Source organism: Acetobacter sp. JWB (genome assembly GCF_003323795.1).
Lineage (GTDB): Bacteria > Pseudomonadota > Alphaproteobacteria > Acetobacterales > Acetobacteraceae > Acetobacter > Acetobacter oryzifermentans.
Genome location: NZ_CP030871.1, coordinates 1,369,743 through 1,384,239 on the forward strand (window position 1 = coordinate 1,369,743; position 14,497 = coordinate 1,384,239).

Below are 14,497 nucleotides of genomic sequence, written 5' to 3' on the forward strand. Positions count from 1 at the left end.
GCAGTGGCAATGCCTATGTTTTGGTATGCCTTGTTTTACTGGTTCTCTTTATAAGCGCACTCTTCCTTTCTGTAGTGTGGCGCTTCTTGCTCTCATCACCGCAGCGCCTATGGCGTATGCGCAGGATATGACTGATGCCGCGGATGCTGAAGGCGCGCAACCATTGCTCAGTCTGGCGCCTTTACCGCCGGGGAGTGCACAGCCAGCAGCCCCAAAGCCGGAGGGGAGAAAAGCGCCAGAAGTTATGGCCAAAAGCAAGAGTGAAACGCCAGTAGCGGTGGAACAGGATATCCGCCCGCCTTCTATTGCGTTTGATGGGCTTTTTGCAGCCATTCATCAAACACGTATGTTTACAGACCCCAAAGTGGTTTCAGACATTGTGCCCGATCGCTCTCCTACCGATCTGGTGGCATTATGGAAGCAGGAAAAAGACAAGCCAGGCTTTAACCTGAAAGACTTTGTAACAGAGCATTTTACTATCCCTGCCCTGCGCTCTGCCGCCTATACGCGCAAACCGGATGAAAGTGTGCGGGATTACATTTCCGGCATGTGGGATGTTCTGACGCGAGACCCGGACGTGGCCATGCCGTGGTCTACCCTACTGCCCCTCCCTTATAAGTATATTGTTCCGGGTGGGCGGTTTGCAGAGATTTATTACTGGGACAGCTACTTCACCATGATCGGCCTGTATGAGGATGATCATGTAGATCTCATGCGTGATATGGTGCGCGATATTGCATCGCTTATAGATACATATGGGCATATGCCCAACGGCAACCGCACCTATTACCTCAGCCGTTCTGGCCTGCCATTTTTTTCCCTCATGCTGGATTTGCTTGCTAGCCATGATGGGCAGATTGCCTACACATCCTTTCTGCCAGAACTGCAGAAGGAATATGATTACTGGACCTTGGGTGCGGCCAATCTGCCGCCGGGCATGGCGCGGCACCATGTGGTGCGCCTGCAAGATGGCACCCTCATGTTCCGCCACTGGGATACACGCAGCGCCCCGCGTGATGAAAGCTGGCCGCAGGATATGGCCACAGCGCAGGAAACAAGCCGCCCTTCTGGCGAAGTCTGGCGTGATTTGCGGGCTGGGGCCGAAAGCGGGTGGGATTTTTCATCACGTTGGTTGGCTGATGGTAAAACGCTGACAACAATCCAAACCACATCACTGCTGACAATTGAATTGAACTGTCTGATGGTACATCTGGATCAGACACTCTCTCATGCTTATGCGCTGAATGGGCAGGAAGATAAGGCCAGTTATTACGCGCAGCAGGCAGAAATTTTACGTTCTGGCATTAATCGGTTTTTGTGGAACGAAAAACAGGGTGCCTATTTTGATTATAATTGGCGCACCGGGCGGCAAACAAATATCCTTTCCATTGCCACCTCCATGCCGCTGTTTTTGCATCAAGCCAGTGTCAATCAGGCCGATGCGGTGGCTGAAACCCTTAAAACCCGCTTGCTGCATGCGGGCGGTTTAACTGCAACAGAGCATCCAACAGGCCAGCAGTGGGATGCCCCAAATGGCTGGGCGCCGTTGGAATGGATGGCCGTTAAAGGGCTGGAACAATATGGGCACCACGAATTTGCGGCCGATATTGCGCGCCGTTGGATGGCCCGCGTGATTGGCACTTTTGAACGCAGTGGTGTGTTGCTGGAAAAATACGATGTTTCTGCCACCGAGATCAGCCCAACAGGCGGTAAAGGTGGTGGGGAATACCCCATGCAGATTGGCTTTGGTTGGACGAACGGCACCTTGGTGGGCTTTATGAACCGCTATCCGCAAAATACGCGGCAGGTGTTGGATAACAATCCACTGGCAGATCAACCCTCGCAAGAACCTCTGCCCCCAATTGATGCGTGGGATGCAAAGGGCCCGGAAATTCCAGTGGAAGAACGTTCGCCCTTGCGTGGTGTGCCGTTGTCATCCCTCAATATGGAACAATTCAACAAGGATGATGATGGAGACGATGATGATGACGCCCCTGCACAGGATGCCCCGCACAGTGCGCCTTCATCAGACAAACCGATCCAGCATAGCGATCAGCCAGCTAAACCAAAGGATCAGTAAGCACCGGTTAGTGTATTACGGGGTGTAGTGAATTACACTCCGAATGGATTTGCCCTCGTGCATCAGGTCAAACGCTGTGTTGATATCTTCCAGTGGCATGGTGTGGGTTACAAATGGGGCCAGATCAATTTTGCCTGCCATGGCATCTTCCACCATGCCGGGGAGCTGTGTACGGCCTTTAACGCCACCAAATGCCGTGCCTTTCCATGTACGGCCCGTTACCAACTGGAACGGACGGGTGGAAATTTCCTTTCCGGCACCGGCTACGCCAATAACTACAGATTGGCCCCAGCCGCGGTGTGCACATTCCAAGGCCGCGCGCATAATTTCAACATTGCCGATACATTCAAAGCTGTGGTCCACGCCCCAACCTGTCATTTCAATAATAACCTGCTGAATGGGGGCTTCATAATCCTTGGGATTGATGAAATCCGTAGCTCCAAAAGCCTTGGCCAGTTCAAACTTGTCCGGGTTAGTATCAATAGCAAAAATTCGTCCGGCCTTGGCTTGGCGCGCACCCTGAATAACGGCTAGCCCGATACCGCCCAAGCCAAAAACAGCTACAGAATCCCCTTCTTGCACTTTGGCCGTGTTGTGTACGGCCCCAATGCCTGTGGTAACGCCACAGCCTAGTAGGCAAACCTGTTCGGGGTTAGATTCTGGGTTGATTTTAGCCAAGGAAACTTCGGCTACCACCGTGTATTCACTAAAGGTGGAACACCCCATGTAGTGGTAAAGTGGCTGACCTTTGTAGGAAAAACGGCTGGTGCCATCCGGCATCACACCTTTACCCTGCGTGGCACGCACTGCAATACACAAGTTGGTTTTGCCAGAAGTGCAGAACTCACACTTACCGCATTCTGCCGTATATAGCGGAATAACGTGATCTCCGGGCTTAACACTGGTAACGCCTTCGCCAACTTCCATCACAATACCTGCGCCCTCATGCCCCAGCACAACGGGAAAGAGGCCTTCCGGGTCCTGCCCCGAAAGAGTGAAGGCATCTGTGTGGCAAACGCCAGTGTTTAGGATTTTAACCAGAACTTCCCCGGCCTGTGGGGGGGCTACATCAATTTCAACAATTTCCAGAGGCTGGCCCGGTTTGAATGCAACTGCGGCGCGTGATTTCATGAAAATTTTCTCCTGTTCATCAAGGCTGGCAGTAATCTGCCATATTCACTTGCCTATTGATATTGAGAGTTCAGGGTGAACCCATCACAATTTCTGCTTAAATATAAGCATCGTGGTATTTCGTGTTCTCCATCATAAATGGTATTTATCAAAAACACCTTCTGCCCCTGCCCTTTGGGTTCAGGATTTCAGACGGAGAAATTAAAGGATGATAAAATGAAGTGCCCTTCTTGTGGTTCCGAGTATCCCTATCATGATGGAAATTTGTGGGTTTGCCCGGAATGTGCCCATGAATGGAATGCAGAAACCCAAGCGGATGCTGCAGAAGCGGAGGTTTCCTCCGTTGTGCGAGATGCCAACGGAAACCAGCTTGCTGATGGTGATACGGTAACGGTTTTGAAAGACCTGAAAATTAAAGGATCTTCTCAGGCTGTTAAAGGCGGAACCAAGGTTAAGAACATTCGGCTGGTTGATGCGGGTGATGGCCACAACATTGCCTGTAAGATAGCTGGCTTTGGTGCGATGAACCTGAAATCAGAATTCGTGAAAAAATCCTGATGAGTCAACCAAAGGGCGTATGTTCAAACATGCGCCCTTTGGTTTGTTCGGTTTTGTGTTTACATCCACGCCAACAAGGGTGAGATGCAAAGCAGTACGCCAATAAGGGTAATAAATACGAGGCTGGGCTTGCGATATTTGCGCAGATCAGGCGTTTTTACCACCAGCCAGACGGGTAGCAAGCAGCCAATAATACCAAAAATCGGGCTACTGAATGTTGTAAAAGACAACACCGGCAAATTGGCAACCACCGCACCCCATGAAAGAAGGATAGCAAACCCCATAACGCCATACTGAACCCAGTTGCGGTGCAGATGCCCAGGTTTGACCCAATGCCCCAGTATGGAACTGAAAATACCCACGCTGGCTTCCCGAAAACCAAGGTAGACCCCAAAAAATGCTGTCATAACGGCAAAAAGGTTCAGAATAACGCCAATTAAGCTGATAGAACTTGTCGGAAATACCTGCGCAATAATGGCCAAGGCAGAAATGTTTTGCTGATACGCGGCAATGGCATCACTGGGCTTCATGGCCAGTGTAAAGGATATTGCGTAGAAAAAGACCGTTACAAACAGAATGGCAAAAGCAATATTCATGGCCCGCAAGGCCTTGTAACGCGCCACTTCTGGAGATTTTTCCCGTGCCCGGTAGGAAATAACCATTGGGCTGAGGGTTTGAATAAACAAAATGGACGTAAGCGTAAAAGGCAGCGTGATAACGGCTTTTGTTACCAACGTGCCAACGGGTGGTAATGCGCCAAGGTTGGCGGTGTTCCAGCGTGGGATCATGAAAATGCCCATGGCCGCTACAATCAGCAGTTTGGTGATCACCATAAAGGAAGACATGCGGAACAGCAGTTTTTCCCCACGAGAGGCCAAGCCTACCAGAACGGTTAGCAGAATAAGCGGGTACCACGCATAATTGGAAAGCAGATGCGGCGTTATGCCAAAGCTGTGCAAGTAAGATGCGCTATCCCGCGTAATGGCGGTGGCATATACAAACATCCATATAACCAGCATGACAAAATACAGTGCACCTAACAAGGTGCCCCAGCCTCGCCCCAGATAGCTGGAGATCATATCTGGGTATGTCTGGCTTACGCGCGCAGATGCCAGCGTGTTGATGAACAGCCGCTGAAACAGATACATACCGGGGTACCCGACAACAGCAGACAGTAAAAAAACCCACACGCCCATCAGCCCTACCTGAACGGGCAGAAATACAATACCAGCACCAATGGCCATGCCAATGCTCATGACAATCCAGCCAATATCTGTGCCATCAAACCGGGTTGCCTCTTTCCATTGCTGGGGAGAAAGCGCATCGGGGCCGGCGTTTAATATGCGTGTGTCAGGGGGCTGCATAAATGTTTCCGTAATCTAGGTGATCTCATTTATAGAACGAGTAGATTGAGAAAACACATAAAACAACAAATTTTACGTAATCAGATAAATTAACGAATAAAAATCGTTAATTAAGGACGTTAAAGCTAAAAGCTGTGCACGGCCAATATGCTTCATTTTAATGATGTCTATGCTATGGGCGTTTTTAGCCATCAATCCTTTCTTCTGAGCGATATTGTTTTTATAAAAATGAACACACAGTTTTCTCCAAACACTAAAACCGTTGCCCTTATCGGTGCTGGAGCTGTCGGGCTTTGTCTAGCTGCGGCTTTTATGCAGGCTGGATGGCAGGTTGTGGTGTGTGGAGCGCGGGCGAGGTTTCCTCAAATTGAAGAAACCGAAGGAACAGATACCCACACATATTCTATCCGACATGCTGCCACACCGGCAGATATTGGCCCTTGCGATACCGCTATTCTGGCTGTGAAGTCCCACCAGACCCAAGATGTCTCCGCTTGGATAAGCGCGTTTAACCGGGCCAGCGCCACTTTTTTGGTTGCACAAAACGGGCTTGGGCAAAAAGAGCGTGTGGCTGCCTATGCGCCACACGCCAATATTCTGCCAGCTATTGTTTATTTTAACGCGCAGCGTTTTGCCCCCGGCAGGGTCACGTTAAAGCGTATTGGAGCGTATGATTTATGCGTGCCAGATGATGCCGCAGCACAATATTTTGCGGATGTTCTGCAAAAAGGAGGCATGCGGGTGCAGGTAACAGCAGATATGGCCACTGCACTGTGGTTAAAATTGTTGGCTAATATTACAGCCAACCCTATCACCACGCTTACAGGCCGCCGCACAGGCATCATGCAAGAATGTGCTATTCAGGCTGCCGCACGGCAGATTATGGCCGAAGCCATAAAGGTTGGGAAAGCTGAAGGCGCAAAACTGACTGCGCAGCATGTAGAGGATATTCTTTTATGGCTGCAAACCATACCGGCAGAGAGTGTCACATCTATGTTGCAGGATCGTCAGGCTGGACGAGAGTTGGAATATGAAGCTTTAACAGGTTACGTTGTGCAAGCAGCAGAAAAGCATGGAATTGATGTGCCACTGAACCATCTGGTTTTATCTCTGTTATCTTCTATCCATCCCGCACATCCGTAAAGGCACAGTAGCATCATGAAACGTGCGTTTAAAGTTGTAGATGTTTTTACAAAAACGCCTCTTCTGGGTAATCCGGTAGCCGTTGTGCTGGATGCAGATGGGCTGGATACAAAAACCATGCAGGCCATTGCAGGTTGGACAAATTTGTCTGAAACCACGTTTCTGTTGCCGCCTCAAAACCCGCAGGCTGATTACCAGTTACGCATATTTACTCCACGGCATGAACTCCCATTTGCCGGTCACCCAACCCTTGGCAGTGCTCATGCCGTGCTGGAAGTCGGGCGCGCTGCGCCACGCAATGGTGTGGTGGTGCAGGAATGTGGCGTTGGGCTTGTAAAGCTGGCTGTGGATGGAGATGGCGTAAACAGAACACTCTCTTTTGCCGTGCCGCCAGCAAAGCTTACCCCGTTAAACCCAGCCCAAATTGAAAGGTTGGAGGGTATTTTGGGCGCTACAGTTGAGCGTAAAATAACCCCCATGATTGTGGATATGGGTGTGGTCTGGATTGTTGCGCAACTTTCCAGCGCAGCCAAAGTGCGTGCCTTGCGCCCAGATTTTGCACGTTCCGTGGCATTTGAGCACAGCCTTGGCGCTACCGGAATTACGGTTTTTGGGCCGCATGCAACAGGTGATGCCCAAATAGAAGTGCGGTCTTTTGCCTGTTCTCAAGGTGTGCAGGAAGACCCGGTATGTGGCAGCGGAAACGGAAGTGTAGCCATATTTTGCCAAGCACATGGGCTGCTGCCTAAAAGACCTAGCGCCTATACAGCCACGCAAGGGCATTGCCTTGGGCGATCTGGCCGTATTGCGGTGCACATTGCCCCCGATGGTCAAATAGCAATTGGCGGCCAGTGCGTGACAACAGTGGATGGCATTTTACAAAACTAACGGAAACTGTTTTTAAACACCTTCCCTTTATGCAGACACAATTTTTGCCAGACGTTTTACAACGTGGCGTGAATGCTGCATGAGTTCTGGCAGATCAACACCTTTTACGATGCCATCATACACAACGGGCTTACCCGCTTTCAGCACGTGCCGAACACATGCAGCTCCGGAAGCAACAGGTGCAATAAGTGGATCTGCCAACCCAGCATGACGCGGGTGATTGATATCGTGCACAACCAGATCCGCCACCATACCTTCCGCTACGGCTCCTATATCTGGTAGCCCCAGAATACGGGCGCCCTCGTAAGAACTCCAGCGCACCACATCTTCGCACCGAATAGCATCTGCGCCATGCACGAAGCGATGCAAAAGCCACGCGGTATGCATTTCTGCCCCCATATCGCAGGCCTCGTTTGAAGCCGCGCCATCAACAGCTAGAGAAACACGCCCTCCGGCCTGTTCCAAAGCCGGTGCAGGCGCAATGCCAGAACCCAGCCGCCCGTTGCTTTGCGGACAATGGGCCATGCCTGTTTGAGTTTGGGCCAGAAGCGCTATTTCGCTGGCATCAAGGTGCACCAAATGGGCAAACCAGACATCCGGGCCTAGCCAGCCATACTCCCCTACAAACTGAACGGGGCGCATGCCGTACACTTCGTTGCAGTATTTAACGTAATTCTCCGTTTCAGAAAGATGGGTATGCAGGCCAATGCCCATGCTACGTGCGCCTTCCGCTAGTGCGCGTAGCTCATCCGGTGTGACGCCCCATGTAGGGGTGTTGGGCGCTATCGCAATGCGTCTGCTGCTATCTGGTGCCGGATCATGATAACGACTGACCAGATCACTCACGCGCTTGAGCATTTCATCCAGCGTTTCTGTGGGGGCTGGAACAATTTCATCCGTATCAAACTTGCGGGTTCGGGTGGTGCCTCCACGCGCCAGAACCAGCCGCATACCCAGTTTTTCCGCTGTTTCAAACAACACAGCGGCAGGATCATACTGATAGCTGCGGGCAAACAGATAATGATGATCCACTACCGTCGTGCAGCCGGAGAGAAGAAGCTCTACCATACCAACTTGAGCAGCAGTTTGCAGCGTATCTTCATCCAGATAACGCCAATACGTGTTGGGTACCAAGCGCAGCCATTTTTCAAGTGGCGCATTAATGGCAGATGGAATGCCCTTCAGCATGCTCTGGAACAAATGATGGTGGGTGGAAACCAAGCCTGGGGTAATCACCCCACCCTTTGCATCCAGCACCGTATCTTCTGCCTGTTCGGGAATATGCCCAATACTGAGAATGCGGCCTGCCCGTATGCGGATATCTCCTGTGCGCCGTTCCTGTGGCCCTTTCAGGCCAGTGAGAATGCCGGATGCGTTGCGTATAACCAGATCATTCATGCGGGCATTACCTTGGCGAGATCTGTGAATTTGCTTGTAAAGGCGGATTGCCAGTTTACGGTTTTATCCAGCAGATCATTATCCACCATGAATTGATATGTTGCCTGCCAGCGGGCTTCTGTCATGCAGCCTAGCCCTAATGTTTTTGTATCTCCACCTTCCACAACATTGGCTTTGGCCATGGCGTTATGGCCAAACATGATCTGGCCTTCTGTCATGCGTGGGTTGGCTTTACGTATCAGGGCATTGCCGGGTTCTGGGTCTTGCATATAATCCTGCCACCCTAAGAGAGAGGCATGCACAAAGGCTTGCGTGGTGGCATCATTTTTGTCTGCAAATTCGTGCGTGGTCAGCACGGGTGTGCCGTATGGTGGGTAGCCCAGATCTGCAAATGGAAAAAATTTTACAGGCACGTTGCGCTGCTGGGCCTCGTAGGGTTCGGACGATGCATAGGCTTGTACAGCCATTTCCGGGTCCAGAAAAAATGGTTGCAGGTTAAAGGTGTAAGGCTTTGCTTGTGCTGGGCTGTAACCAAACTTCTTGCACAGCCACCCCCAGTAGGATGCATGGGCGGGGCTGGAAATGAGAATGGGATGATTACGTAGCTGGGCTAGATCGGTAATGTTATCGTGCGTCATCAACCCTTGCAGATCATGCTGAAAAGAGGACATGACAGTCAGCAACGGCATGCCGCCCTGTATGCCGCGTAGGGTCTGAAAATCATAACCTGTTACAAAATCTGCGCGGCCAGCGGCCAGTATTTGCATAGTATTTACCTGCGGGCCGCCCATATCTATTTGTACATCCAGCCCTTTTTGCGCGTAAAACCCCTTGGCCAGCGCCTGATAAAATCCGCCTACTTCTGCCTGCGCAAACCATGATAGCAGCAGCCTGACCGGCGTAGCGGCGTGCGCACGTTTAAACGGCGTAAATGCAGCAACAGACGATGCCGCAGCAGCTGAAAGCAATGTTCGACGTGTAAGAGACATTCCGAGTTCCTGCACTGGCACGATCTGATTATTTCGTATCCGGTATGTTCATACAGAACGTACGCATTTGGGAAGCTGTAAAATAGAGCACGCGCCATTGCTTTTTTTGTAATGATTTCCCCCTTGATCTTCGCAGGATTGAATGGCCTAAACTGCATAAATCATTTCTATGCAGGAATGTTATATGTTGCGCCTGTCCGCTTTTTCTTCCCCGGTTGTTCTTTCTCGTTTGGCTAAAACCGCCATGGTGGGGGCATTGGGTACGTTTGGCCTGATTGTCGCGCTGAACAACGTGACAGATTATAAATCCAATTTTCAGTTTGTACGTCATGTTTTAAGCATGGACACAACTTTCCGTGGGAACAGCCTGATGTGGCGCGCTATATCCCAGCCTGTTCTGTGGCACCTGTTTTACGGCCTGATTATTCTGGGGGAAGCTGCAACGGGTTTGCTTTTTGCCATTGCTGCTTGCCAGATGGGTGCGCGCCTTCTGGCCCCGCAAGATACGTTTAGAGTAGCAAAAAAGTTTGTGCCCGTAGCCACCGCACTGGGGTTTCTGATCTGGTTTTTTGGCTTTTCTGTTGTAGGTGCCGAGTGGTTTCTCATGTGGCAATCACAAGCATGGAATGGCCAGCAACCTGCATTCCGCTTTTTTATAACTATGCTGGCTGTGTGTATTTACGTGCAACAGCCCGAATAATCTTTTGCCTTTTCTTCTGCAAAGTTTGGATGGATCATGCAAGAAACCGTTATCAGCATTCAGTCTGCTGAAAAAACCTTTCCAAACGGTGTTCAGGGGCTGGCACCTATTACCTTGGATATTCATCCCAAAGAACGTATCGGCCTGATTGGCCCTTCTGGTTGCGGTAAAAGCACGTTGCTAAAGCTGATTGCCAATTTACATCAACCTTCCTCTGGGCATTTGAAGTGGTGGAACAAAGGGTTTGCAGAAGTAGGCAAGGAAAACCGTCGGCTGTCCTTCGTGTTTCAGGAGCCTACCCTTATGCCGTGGAGCACAGTACGCAAAAACGTGCGTTTGCCGCTGGATCTGGAAGGTATCTCTCCCGCAGTATCAGAATCACGCGTGCAGCATGCGCTGGAAATTGTTGGCTTGGCCCATGCGGCAGAGCGCTTTCCCGCCCAGCTTTCAGGCGGAATGAAGATGCGTGTCTCTATTGCGCGGGCGTTGGTCACACGCCCGAACCTGCTTTTAATGGATGAGCCCTTTGGCGCTTTGGATGAACTCACCCGTAATCGGCTGGATGAAGACATGGCCACATTATGCGCCAAGGATGATCTTACTCTGTTGTTTGTAACGCATTCTTTGTACGAGGCCGCTTTTCTTTCTACCCGTGTTATGGTTATGGCGGCGCATCCGGGGCGTATATTTGCCGAATATAAAATTGATCCTGCTATCCCCAGAAATGAGGATTTTCGCTTAAGCGATACCTTTGCCATGATCTGCCAGGATCTCAGCAAACTGCTTATCGAAGCCTCTCACTCCTCCCTTCTTGCAGAGGTGGCCTAGCCTATGCCCGCCCGCCTGATATCCATTTTTGCGCCGCTTGCTGTTGGCATTCTGTTTCTGCTGTTGTGGCAGGGTGTCTGTTATTTTTGGCATATTCCGCCTTACCTTATGCCTGCGCCATCTGATATCGCACACTCTCTGGCCAGCAATATTGGCACCTTGTGCCATGCGTTGTACAGCACGCTTACGGTAACATTGGTGGCGCTTTTGGTTTCTGTGGTTTTAGGTGTTTTGGTTGCCTTTGTATTGGTGCAACATCCGCTAATCGAACGCAGCCTGATGCCCTATGTGGTGCTTATGCAGGTAACGCCTGTAGTAGCCCTTGCCCCGTTGATTATCATTTTAGTGAAAACAACATTTCTGGCTCTTGTTATCTGCGCCACGTTGATTGCCATTTTTCCTATTATTTCCAATACCTTGCAGGGCCTTAAAAGTGTTGATCCGGGGCTGGCGGCGTTTTTCCGTATGCATAAAGCCTCGCGCCTTAAAACGCTTTTGCGCCTGCAAATACCCAGCGCTTTGCCCATGTTTATGGCGGGCTTGCAAATTTCCAGCGGTTTGGCCCTTGTTGGCGCTGTAGTGGCAGAGTTTGTGGCTGGCACAGGGGGAAACAGTGCCGGTTTGGCCTACGAAATTTTGCAGGCTGGTTTTCAGATGGATATTCCACGTATGTTTGCTGCGCTGTTCATGATCACCCTTACCGGTCTTGCGCTCTATATGGCTACCAGTAGCATCAAAAAACTGGTGTTATATAATCGCGTTCAGCATTGAAAATTGACTTTGTTACCAGCGCAATTTTGTTGACTATTCGAAATATATTCATCTATACTACAGAAAGTGAGTAGAAGCGGTCGGAATGGAAATATTCTGGGCATTGCTCCACCATGTTGGTCTTATTCAGCATGGGGAAAGCTTTGGCCGCTAGATACTATGCTTTCCCACATGCTGGTTAGTGCCAACTGCTACGCCCTACAGGCCAGTTTGCAATTTGTGTGTGAGAAACGCCATGACCCTAAACACCAAAACCACTCCAAATTACTCTATGGAGGAGCTTAAGCGCGAGGCTACTATTGGCAGTATGGGCACAACCTCTGCCCGATCCATCCCGGTGATTGATTTTTCAGATTACGAGAACAGGCGTAACCAGATTGCAGATGATCTGTGGAATGCCGCTACAAAAGATGGTTTTTTTCAGGTTATCAATCACGGTATTTCCTTGGAAGATATTGATAATGCCTTTGCAGAAGCAAAAAGATTTTTTGCTCTTCCCATGTCAGAAAAAGAGGTTTTCAAAAAGAAACCAACCGTGAATGCTGGCTGGGAATATTGCTCTCAAGTACGGCCTTCCACGGGCACGCCAGATAACAAGGAATCTTACCAGATTACTTTGCCGGAAATGGATAATCTGTGGCCTGATGAACAAGTTCTTCCAGGATTTCAGGAAAAACTTCTGCAATTTGAGGAAGATAACTGGCAACTTGCCATGAAAATACTTTCCTGTTTTGCTGAAAAGCTTGGGTTTAAAACAGATTTTTTTGCAGAGTGCTGTAAAAGATCTTCTCCGGGGTATCAGTGTACCTTACGTCTTATCCATTACATGAGCATGGAAAACGCCAAACCGGAAGATTTCAAGCAATGGCGTGCCGGTGCCCATTCAGATTTCGACTGTCTCACGCTTTTGCATCTGCGCGAAGGTGAAGGCGGCTTGCAGCTTTGCCCAGGTAACGAAATTTCATCCAATGCGTGGACAGAAGTTACACCCGTAGCTGGTGCCGTTACCTGCAATATTGGCGATATGTTGATGCGTTGGAGCGATGATAAGCTTAAGTCCACCCTCCACCGTGTGCGTATGCCGCAACCGGGTGAATATCTTGGCCCACGCTTGTCTGTTCCATTTTTCTGCCAGGCAAACCGGGAGGCTGTGATTGAAGGGCCAGAAGGTAAATATCCCCCTATCACAGCGGAAGACTACATTTACCAACGCTTACATGCCAACTTTGTGCAAAAACACAAGTAAAGGATAAATATGGGGGAAGTTTAACTTCCCTCATACAGTTTTTTTGCCAGCCGGTTATGCTGTTCTATGACGGCATGTACATCCAGCTTTGTGAAATGTCCGCCCTGTATCAGCACCTTGCCATTAACCATGCTAAAGGCAACGGAAGATGGTGTGCAAAATACCAAAGCAGCTACAGGGTCACTTAATGCGCCAGTGTATTCCAGTTTGCGCATATCAAATGCAATAATATCGGCTGCTTTTCCTACTGCTAATTGGCCAATATCTGTGCGGCCCAGAACTTTGGCCCCTCCGCGCGTAGCTAAAGCCAACACATCACGCGCTTTAAGCATGATGGCCTGTTCATCCTGCGCAGATAATAGGCGAGAAACCAGCATAGCCTGTCGGGCTTCTGCCAGAATGCTCGCACCATCATTAGAGGCAGATCCGTCAACCCCCAGCCCGACCGGAACACCATGCTGCTGCATGCTCCAAACAGGGGCAATGCCAGATGCCAAACGCATGTTAGAACAGGGGCAATGGGCTATTCCCGTACCCGTTTGGCCAAAGCGGGCCATGCCTGCGGTGTCTAGTTTAACGCAATGGGCATGCCAGACATCGGCCCCAACCCAGCCAACATCTTCTGCATATTCTGCTGGTGTTTGGCCAAAGCGTTCCTTGCTGTAAGCGACATCATGCTCATTTTCGGCCAGATGCGTGTGCAGCCGCGTGCCTGTGATGCGGGCCAGTTCTGCCATATCACGCATAAGCTCTGGGCTGACAGAAAAAGGCGAGCACGGCGCACCTCCTACAGTTAGCATCGCCAGAGGCTCTGGGTCATGGTACGTTTCAATCACGCGCAACGTATCATGCAGAATATCGGCTTCTTTTTCTACCAAACTATCCGGTGGTAGCCCTCCTGAGCTTTCTCCAACACTCATGCTGCCACGGCAGGCATGAAAGCGCATGCCCATTTCAAGCCCAGCCTCAATTTCATCATCAAGGCGGCATCCATTGGGGAAAAGGTAGAGATGATCACTGGTTGTCGTACAGCCAGACATCAACAGTTCCGCCATAGCTGTGCGGGTGGAGGCTTTTACCATTTCTGGCGTTAAGCGTGCCCAAATGGGGTAAAGTGTTTGCAGCCACTGGAAAAGCGATGCGTCCTGAGCTTGCGGAATAACCCGCGTTAAGGACTGATACATGTGGTGGTGCGTGTTTATCATGCCGGGCATGACCACATGGCCAGACATATCAAGCACGTCATCTGCTGGGGGATGCGGGTCTTCCATACCACCAAGGGCGACAATCTGCCGCCCTTCTACCGCGATCCATCCGTTTTTCAATTCTTGCCTGGCATCATCCATTGTGACGAGGCAGAGGGCATTTTTCAGCAAGTATCGACGTGACATGGTAAAAACA

At 50.3% G+C, this 14,497-nt stretch carries 13 protein-coding genes; 8 read left to right on the plus strand and 5 right to left on the minus strand.

All coding sequences use genetic code 11. From position 1 onward, the window contains the following. Nucleotides 1–25 precede the first annotated feature (25 nt). Nucleotides 26–2,080, plus strand: a complete 2,055-nt coding sequence (treF, locus tag DS739_RS06580; RefSeq protein WP_006115332.1) for an alpha,alpha-trehalase TreF — start codon at nucleotides 26–28, stop codon at nucleotides 2,078–2,080. 15 nt (nucleotides 2,081–2,095) lie between these two features. Here the strand turns inward: treF and DS739_RS06585 are convergent, their stop codons facing one another. Further along, nucleotides 2,096–3,211, minus strand: a complete 1,116-nt coding sequence (locus DS739_RS06585; RefSeq protein WP_006115333.1) for an S-(hydroxymethyl)glutathione dehydrogenase/class III alcohol dehydrogenase — start codon at nucleotides 3,209–3,211, stop codon at nucleotides 2,096–2,098. Between the two features lie 216 nt (nucleotides 3,212–3,427). Here DS739_RS06585 and DS739_RS06590 point away from each other — a divergent pair, with 216 nt between their 5' ends. After that, on the plus strand, nucleotides 3,428–3,769 hold the full coding sequence (locus tag DS739_RS06590; RefSeq protein WP_035351694.1) for a zinc ribbon domain-containing protein YjdM: 342 nt from the start codon (nucleotides 3,428–3,430) through the stop codon (nucleotides 3,767–3,769). 59 nt (nucleotides 3,770–3,828) lie between these two features. Here DS739_RS06590 and DS739_RS06595 read toward each other — a convergent pair whose 3' ends face one another. Further along, on the minus strand, nucleotides 3,829–5,133 hold the full coding sequence (locus DS739_RS06595; protein ID WP_006115335.1) for an aromatic amino acid transport family protein: 1,305 nt from the start codon (nucleotides 5,131–5,133) through the stop codon (nucleotides 3,829–3,831). 228 nt (nucleotides 5,134–5,361) lie between these two features. Between DS739_RS06595 and DS739_RS06600 the strand changes: the two genes are divergently transcribed. Together DS739_RS06600 and DS739_RS06605 are read left to right on the plus strand one after the other, a co-directional pair. After that, entirely contained in the window at nucleotides 5,362–6,276 is a 915-nt protein-coding gene (locus DS739_RS06600; protein ID WP_100070278.1) for a ketopantoate reductase family protein, read from the plus strand. A gap of 15 nt (nucleotides 6,277–6,291) precedes the next feature. Further along, complete coding sequence (locus tag DS739_RS06605) at nucleotides 6,292–7,164, plus strand: PhzF family phenazine biosynthesis protein (RefSeq protein WP_006115337.1); 873 nt, start codon at nucleotides 6,292–6,294, stop codon at nucleotides 7,162–7,164. Between the two features lie 27 nt (nucleotides 7,165–7,191). Here DS739_RS06605 and DS739_RS06610 read toward each other — a convergent pair whose 3' ends face one another. Beyond that, on the minus strand, nucleotides 7,192–8,562 hold the full coding sequence (locus tag DS739_RS06610; protein WP_006115338.1) for an amidohydrolase family protein: 1,371 nt from the start codon (nucleotides 8,560–8,562) through the stop codon (nucleotides 7,192–7,194). Beyond that, on the minus strand, nucleotides 8,559–9,572 hold the full coding sequence (locus DS739_RS06615; protein ID WP_006115339.1) for an ABC transporter substrate-binding protein: 1,014 nt from the start codon (nucleotides 9,570–9,572) through the stop codon (nucleotides 8,559–8,561). Before DS739_RS06615 ends, DS739_RS06610 begins: the two co-directional genes overlap by 4 nt. A gap of 148 nt (nucleotides 9,573–9,720) precedes the next feature. On the opposite strand from DS739_RS06615, the gene DS739_RS06620 reads away from it, so the two are divergent. The 4 genes from DS739_RS06620 to DS739_RS06635 all read left to right on the plus strand — a co-directional run bounded on the left by DS739_RS06620 (nucleotide 9,721) and on the right by DS739_RS06635 (nucleotide 13,096). After that, complete coding sequence (locus tag DS739_RS06620; RefSeq protein WP_006115340.1) at nucleotides 9,721–10,251, plus strand: DUF2165 family protein; 531 nt, start codon at nucleotides 9,721–9,723, stop codon at nucleotides 10,249–10,251. Nucleotides 10,252–10,287: 36 nt separating this feature from the next. Then, complete coding sequence (locus tag DS739_RS06625) at nucleotides 10,288–11,079, plus strand: ABC transporter ATP-binding protein (RefSeq protein WP_006115341.1); 792 nt, start codon at nucleotides 10,288–10,290, stop codon at nucleotides 11,077–11,079. A gap of 3 nt (nucleotides 11,080–11,082) precedes the next feature. Further along, a complete protein-coding gene (locus DS739_RS06630; protein ID WP_006115342.1) occupies nucleotides 11,083–11,850 on the plus strand; it encodes an ABC transporter permease in 768 nt (255 codons plus the stop codon). Nucleotides 11,851–12,085: 235 nt separating this feature from the next. Continuing rightward, a complete protein-coding gene (locus DS739_RS06635) occupies nucleotides 12,086–13,096 on the plus strand; it encodes an isopenicillin N synthase family oxygenase (protein ID WP_035351346.1) in 1,011 nt (336 codons plus the stop codon). Between the two features lie 20 nt (nucleotides 13,097–13,116). On the opposite strand, the gene DS739_RS06640 is transcribed toward DS739_RS06635, so the two are convergent. Next, nucleotides 13,117–14,487, minus strand: a complete 1,371-nt coding sequence (locus DS739_RS06640) for an 8-oxoguanine deaminase (protein WP_006115344.1) — start codon at nucleotides 14,485–14,487, stop codon at nucleotides 13,117–13,119. Between the last annotated feature and the right edge of the window lie 10 nt (nucleotides 14,488–14,497).

Excerpts from the sequence above, each read along its gene's own strand:
- treF (WP_006115332.1), top strand. The coding sequence starts at position 26 with ATGCCTTGTTTTACTGGTTCTCTTTATAAGCGCACTCTTCCTTTCTGT.
- DS739_RS06585 (WP_006115333.1), bottom strand. The coding sequence starts at position 3,211 with ATGAAATCACGCGCCGCAGTTGCATTCAAACCGGGCCAGCCTCTGGAA.
- DS739_RS06590 (WP_035351694.1), top strand. The coding sequence starts at position 3,428 with ATGAAGTGCCCTTCTTGTGGTTCCGAGTATCCCTATCATGATGGAAAT.
- DS739_RS06595 (WP_006115335.1), bottom strand. The coding sequence starts at position 5,133 with ATGCAGCCCCCTGACACACGCATATTAAACGCCGGCCCCGATGCGCTT.
- DS739_RS06600 (WP_100070278.1), top strand. The coding sequence starts at position 5,362 with ATGAACACACAGTTTTCTCCAAACACTAAAACCGTTGCCCTTATCGGT.
- DS739_RS06605 (WP_006115337.1), top strand. The coding sequence starts at position 6,292 with ATGAAACGTGCGTTTAAAGTTGTAGATGTTTTTACAAAAACGCCTCTT.
- DS739_RS06610 (WP_006115338.1), bottom strand. The coding sequence starts at position 8,562 with ATGAATGATCTGGTTATACGCAACGCATCCGGCATTCTCACTGGCCTG.
- DS739_RS06620 (WP_006115340.1), top strand. The coding sequence starts at position 9,721 with ATGCAGGAATGTTATATGTTGCGCCTGTCCGCTTTTTCTTCCCCGGTT.
- DS739_RS06625 (WP_006115341.1), top strand. The coding sequence starts at position 10,288 with ATGCAAGAAACCGTTATCAGCATTCAGTCTGCTGAAAAAACCTTTCCA.
- DS739_RS06630 (WP_006115342.1), top strand. The coding sequence starts at position 11,083 with ATGCCCGCCCGCCTGATATCCATTTTTGCGCCGCTTGCTGTTGGCATT.
- DS739_RS06635 (WP_035351346.1), top strand. The coding sequence starts at position 12,086 with ATGACCCTAAACACCAAAACCACTCCAAATTACTCTATGGAGGAGCTT.
- DS739_RS06640 (WP_006115344.1), bottom strand. The coding sequence starts at position 14,487 with ATGTCACGTCGATACTTGCTGAAAAATGCCCTCTGCCTCGTCACAATG.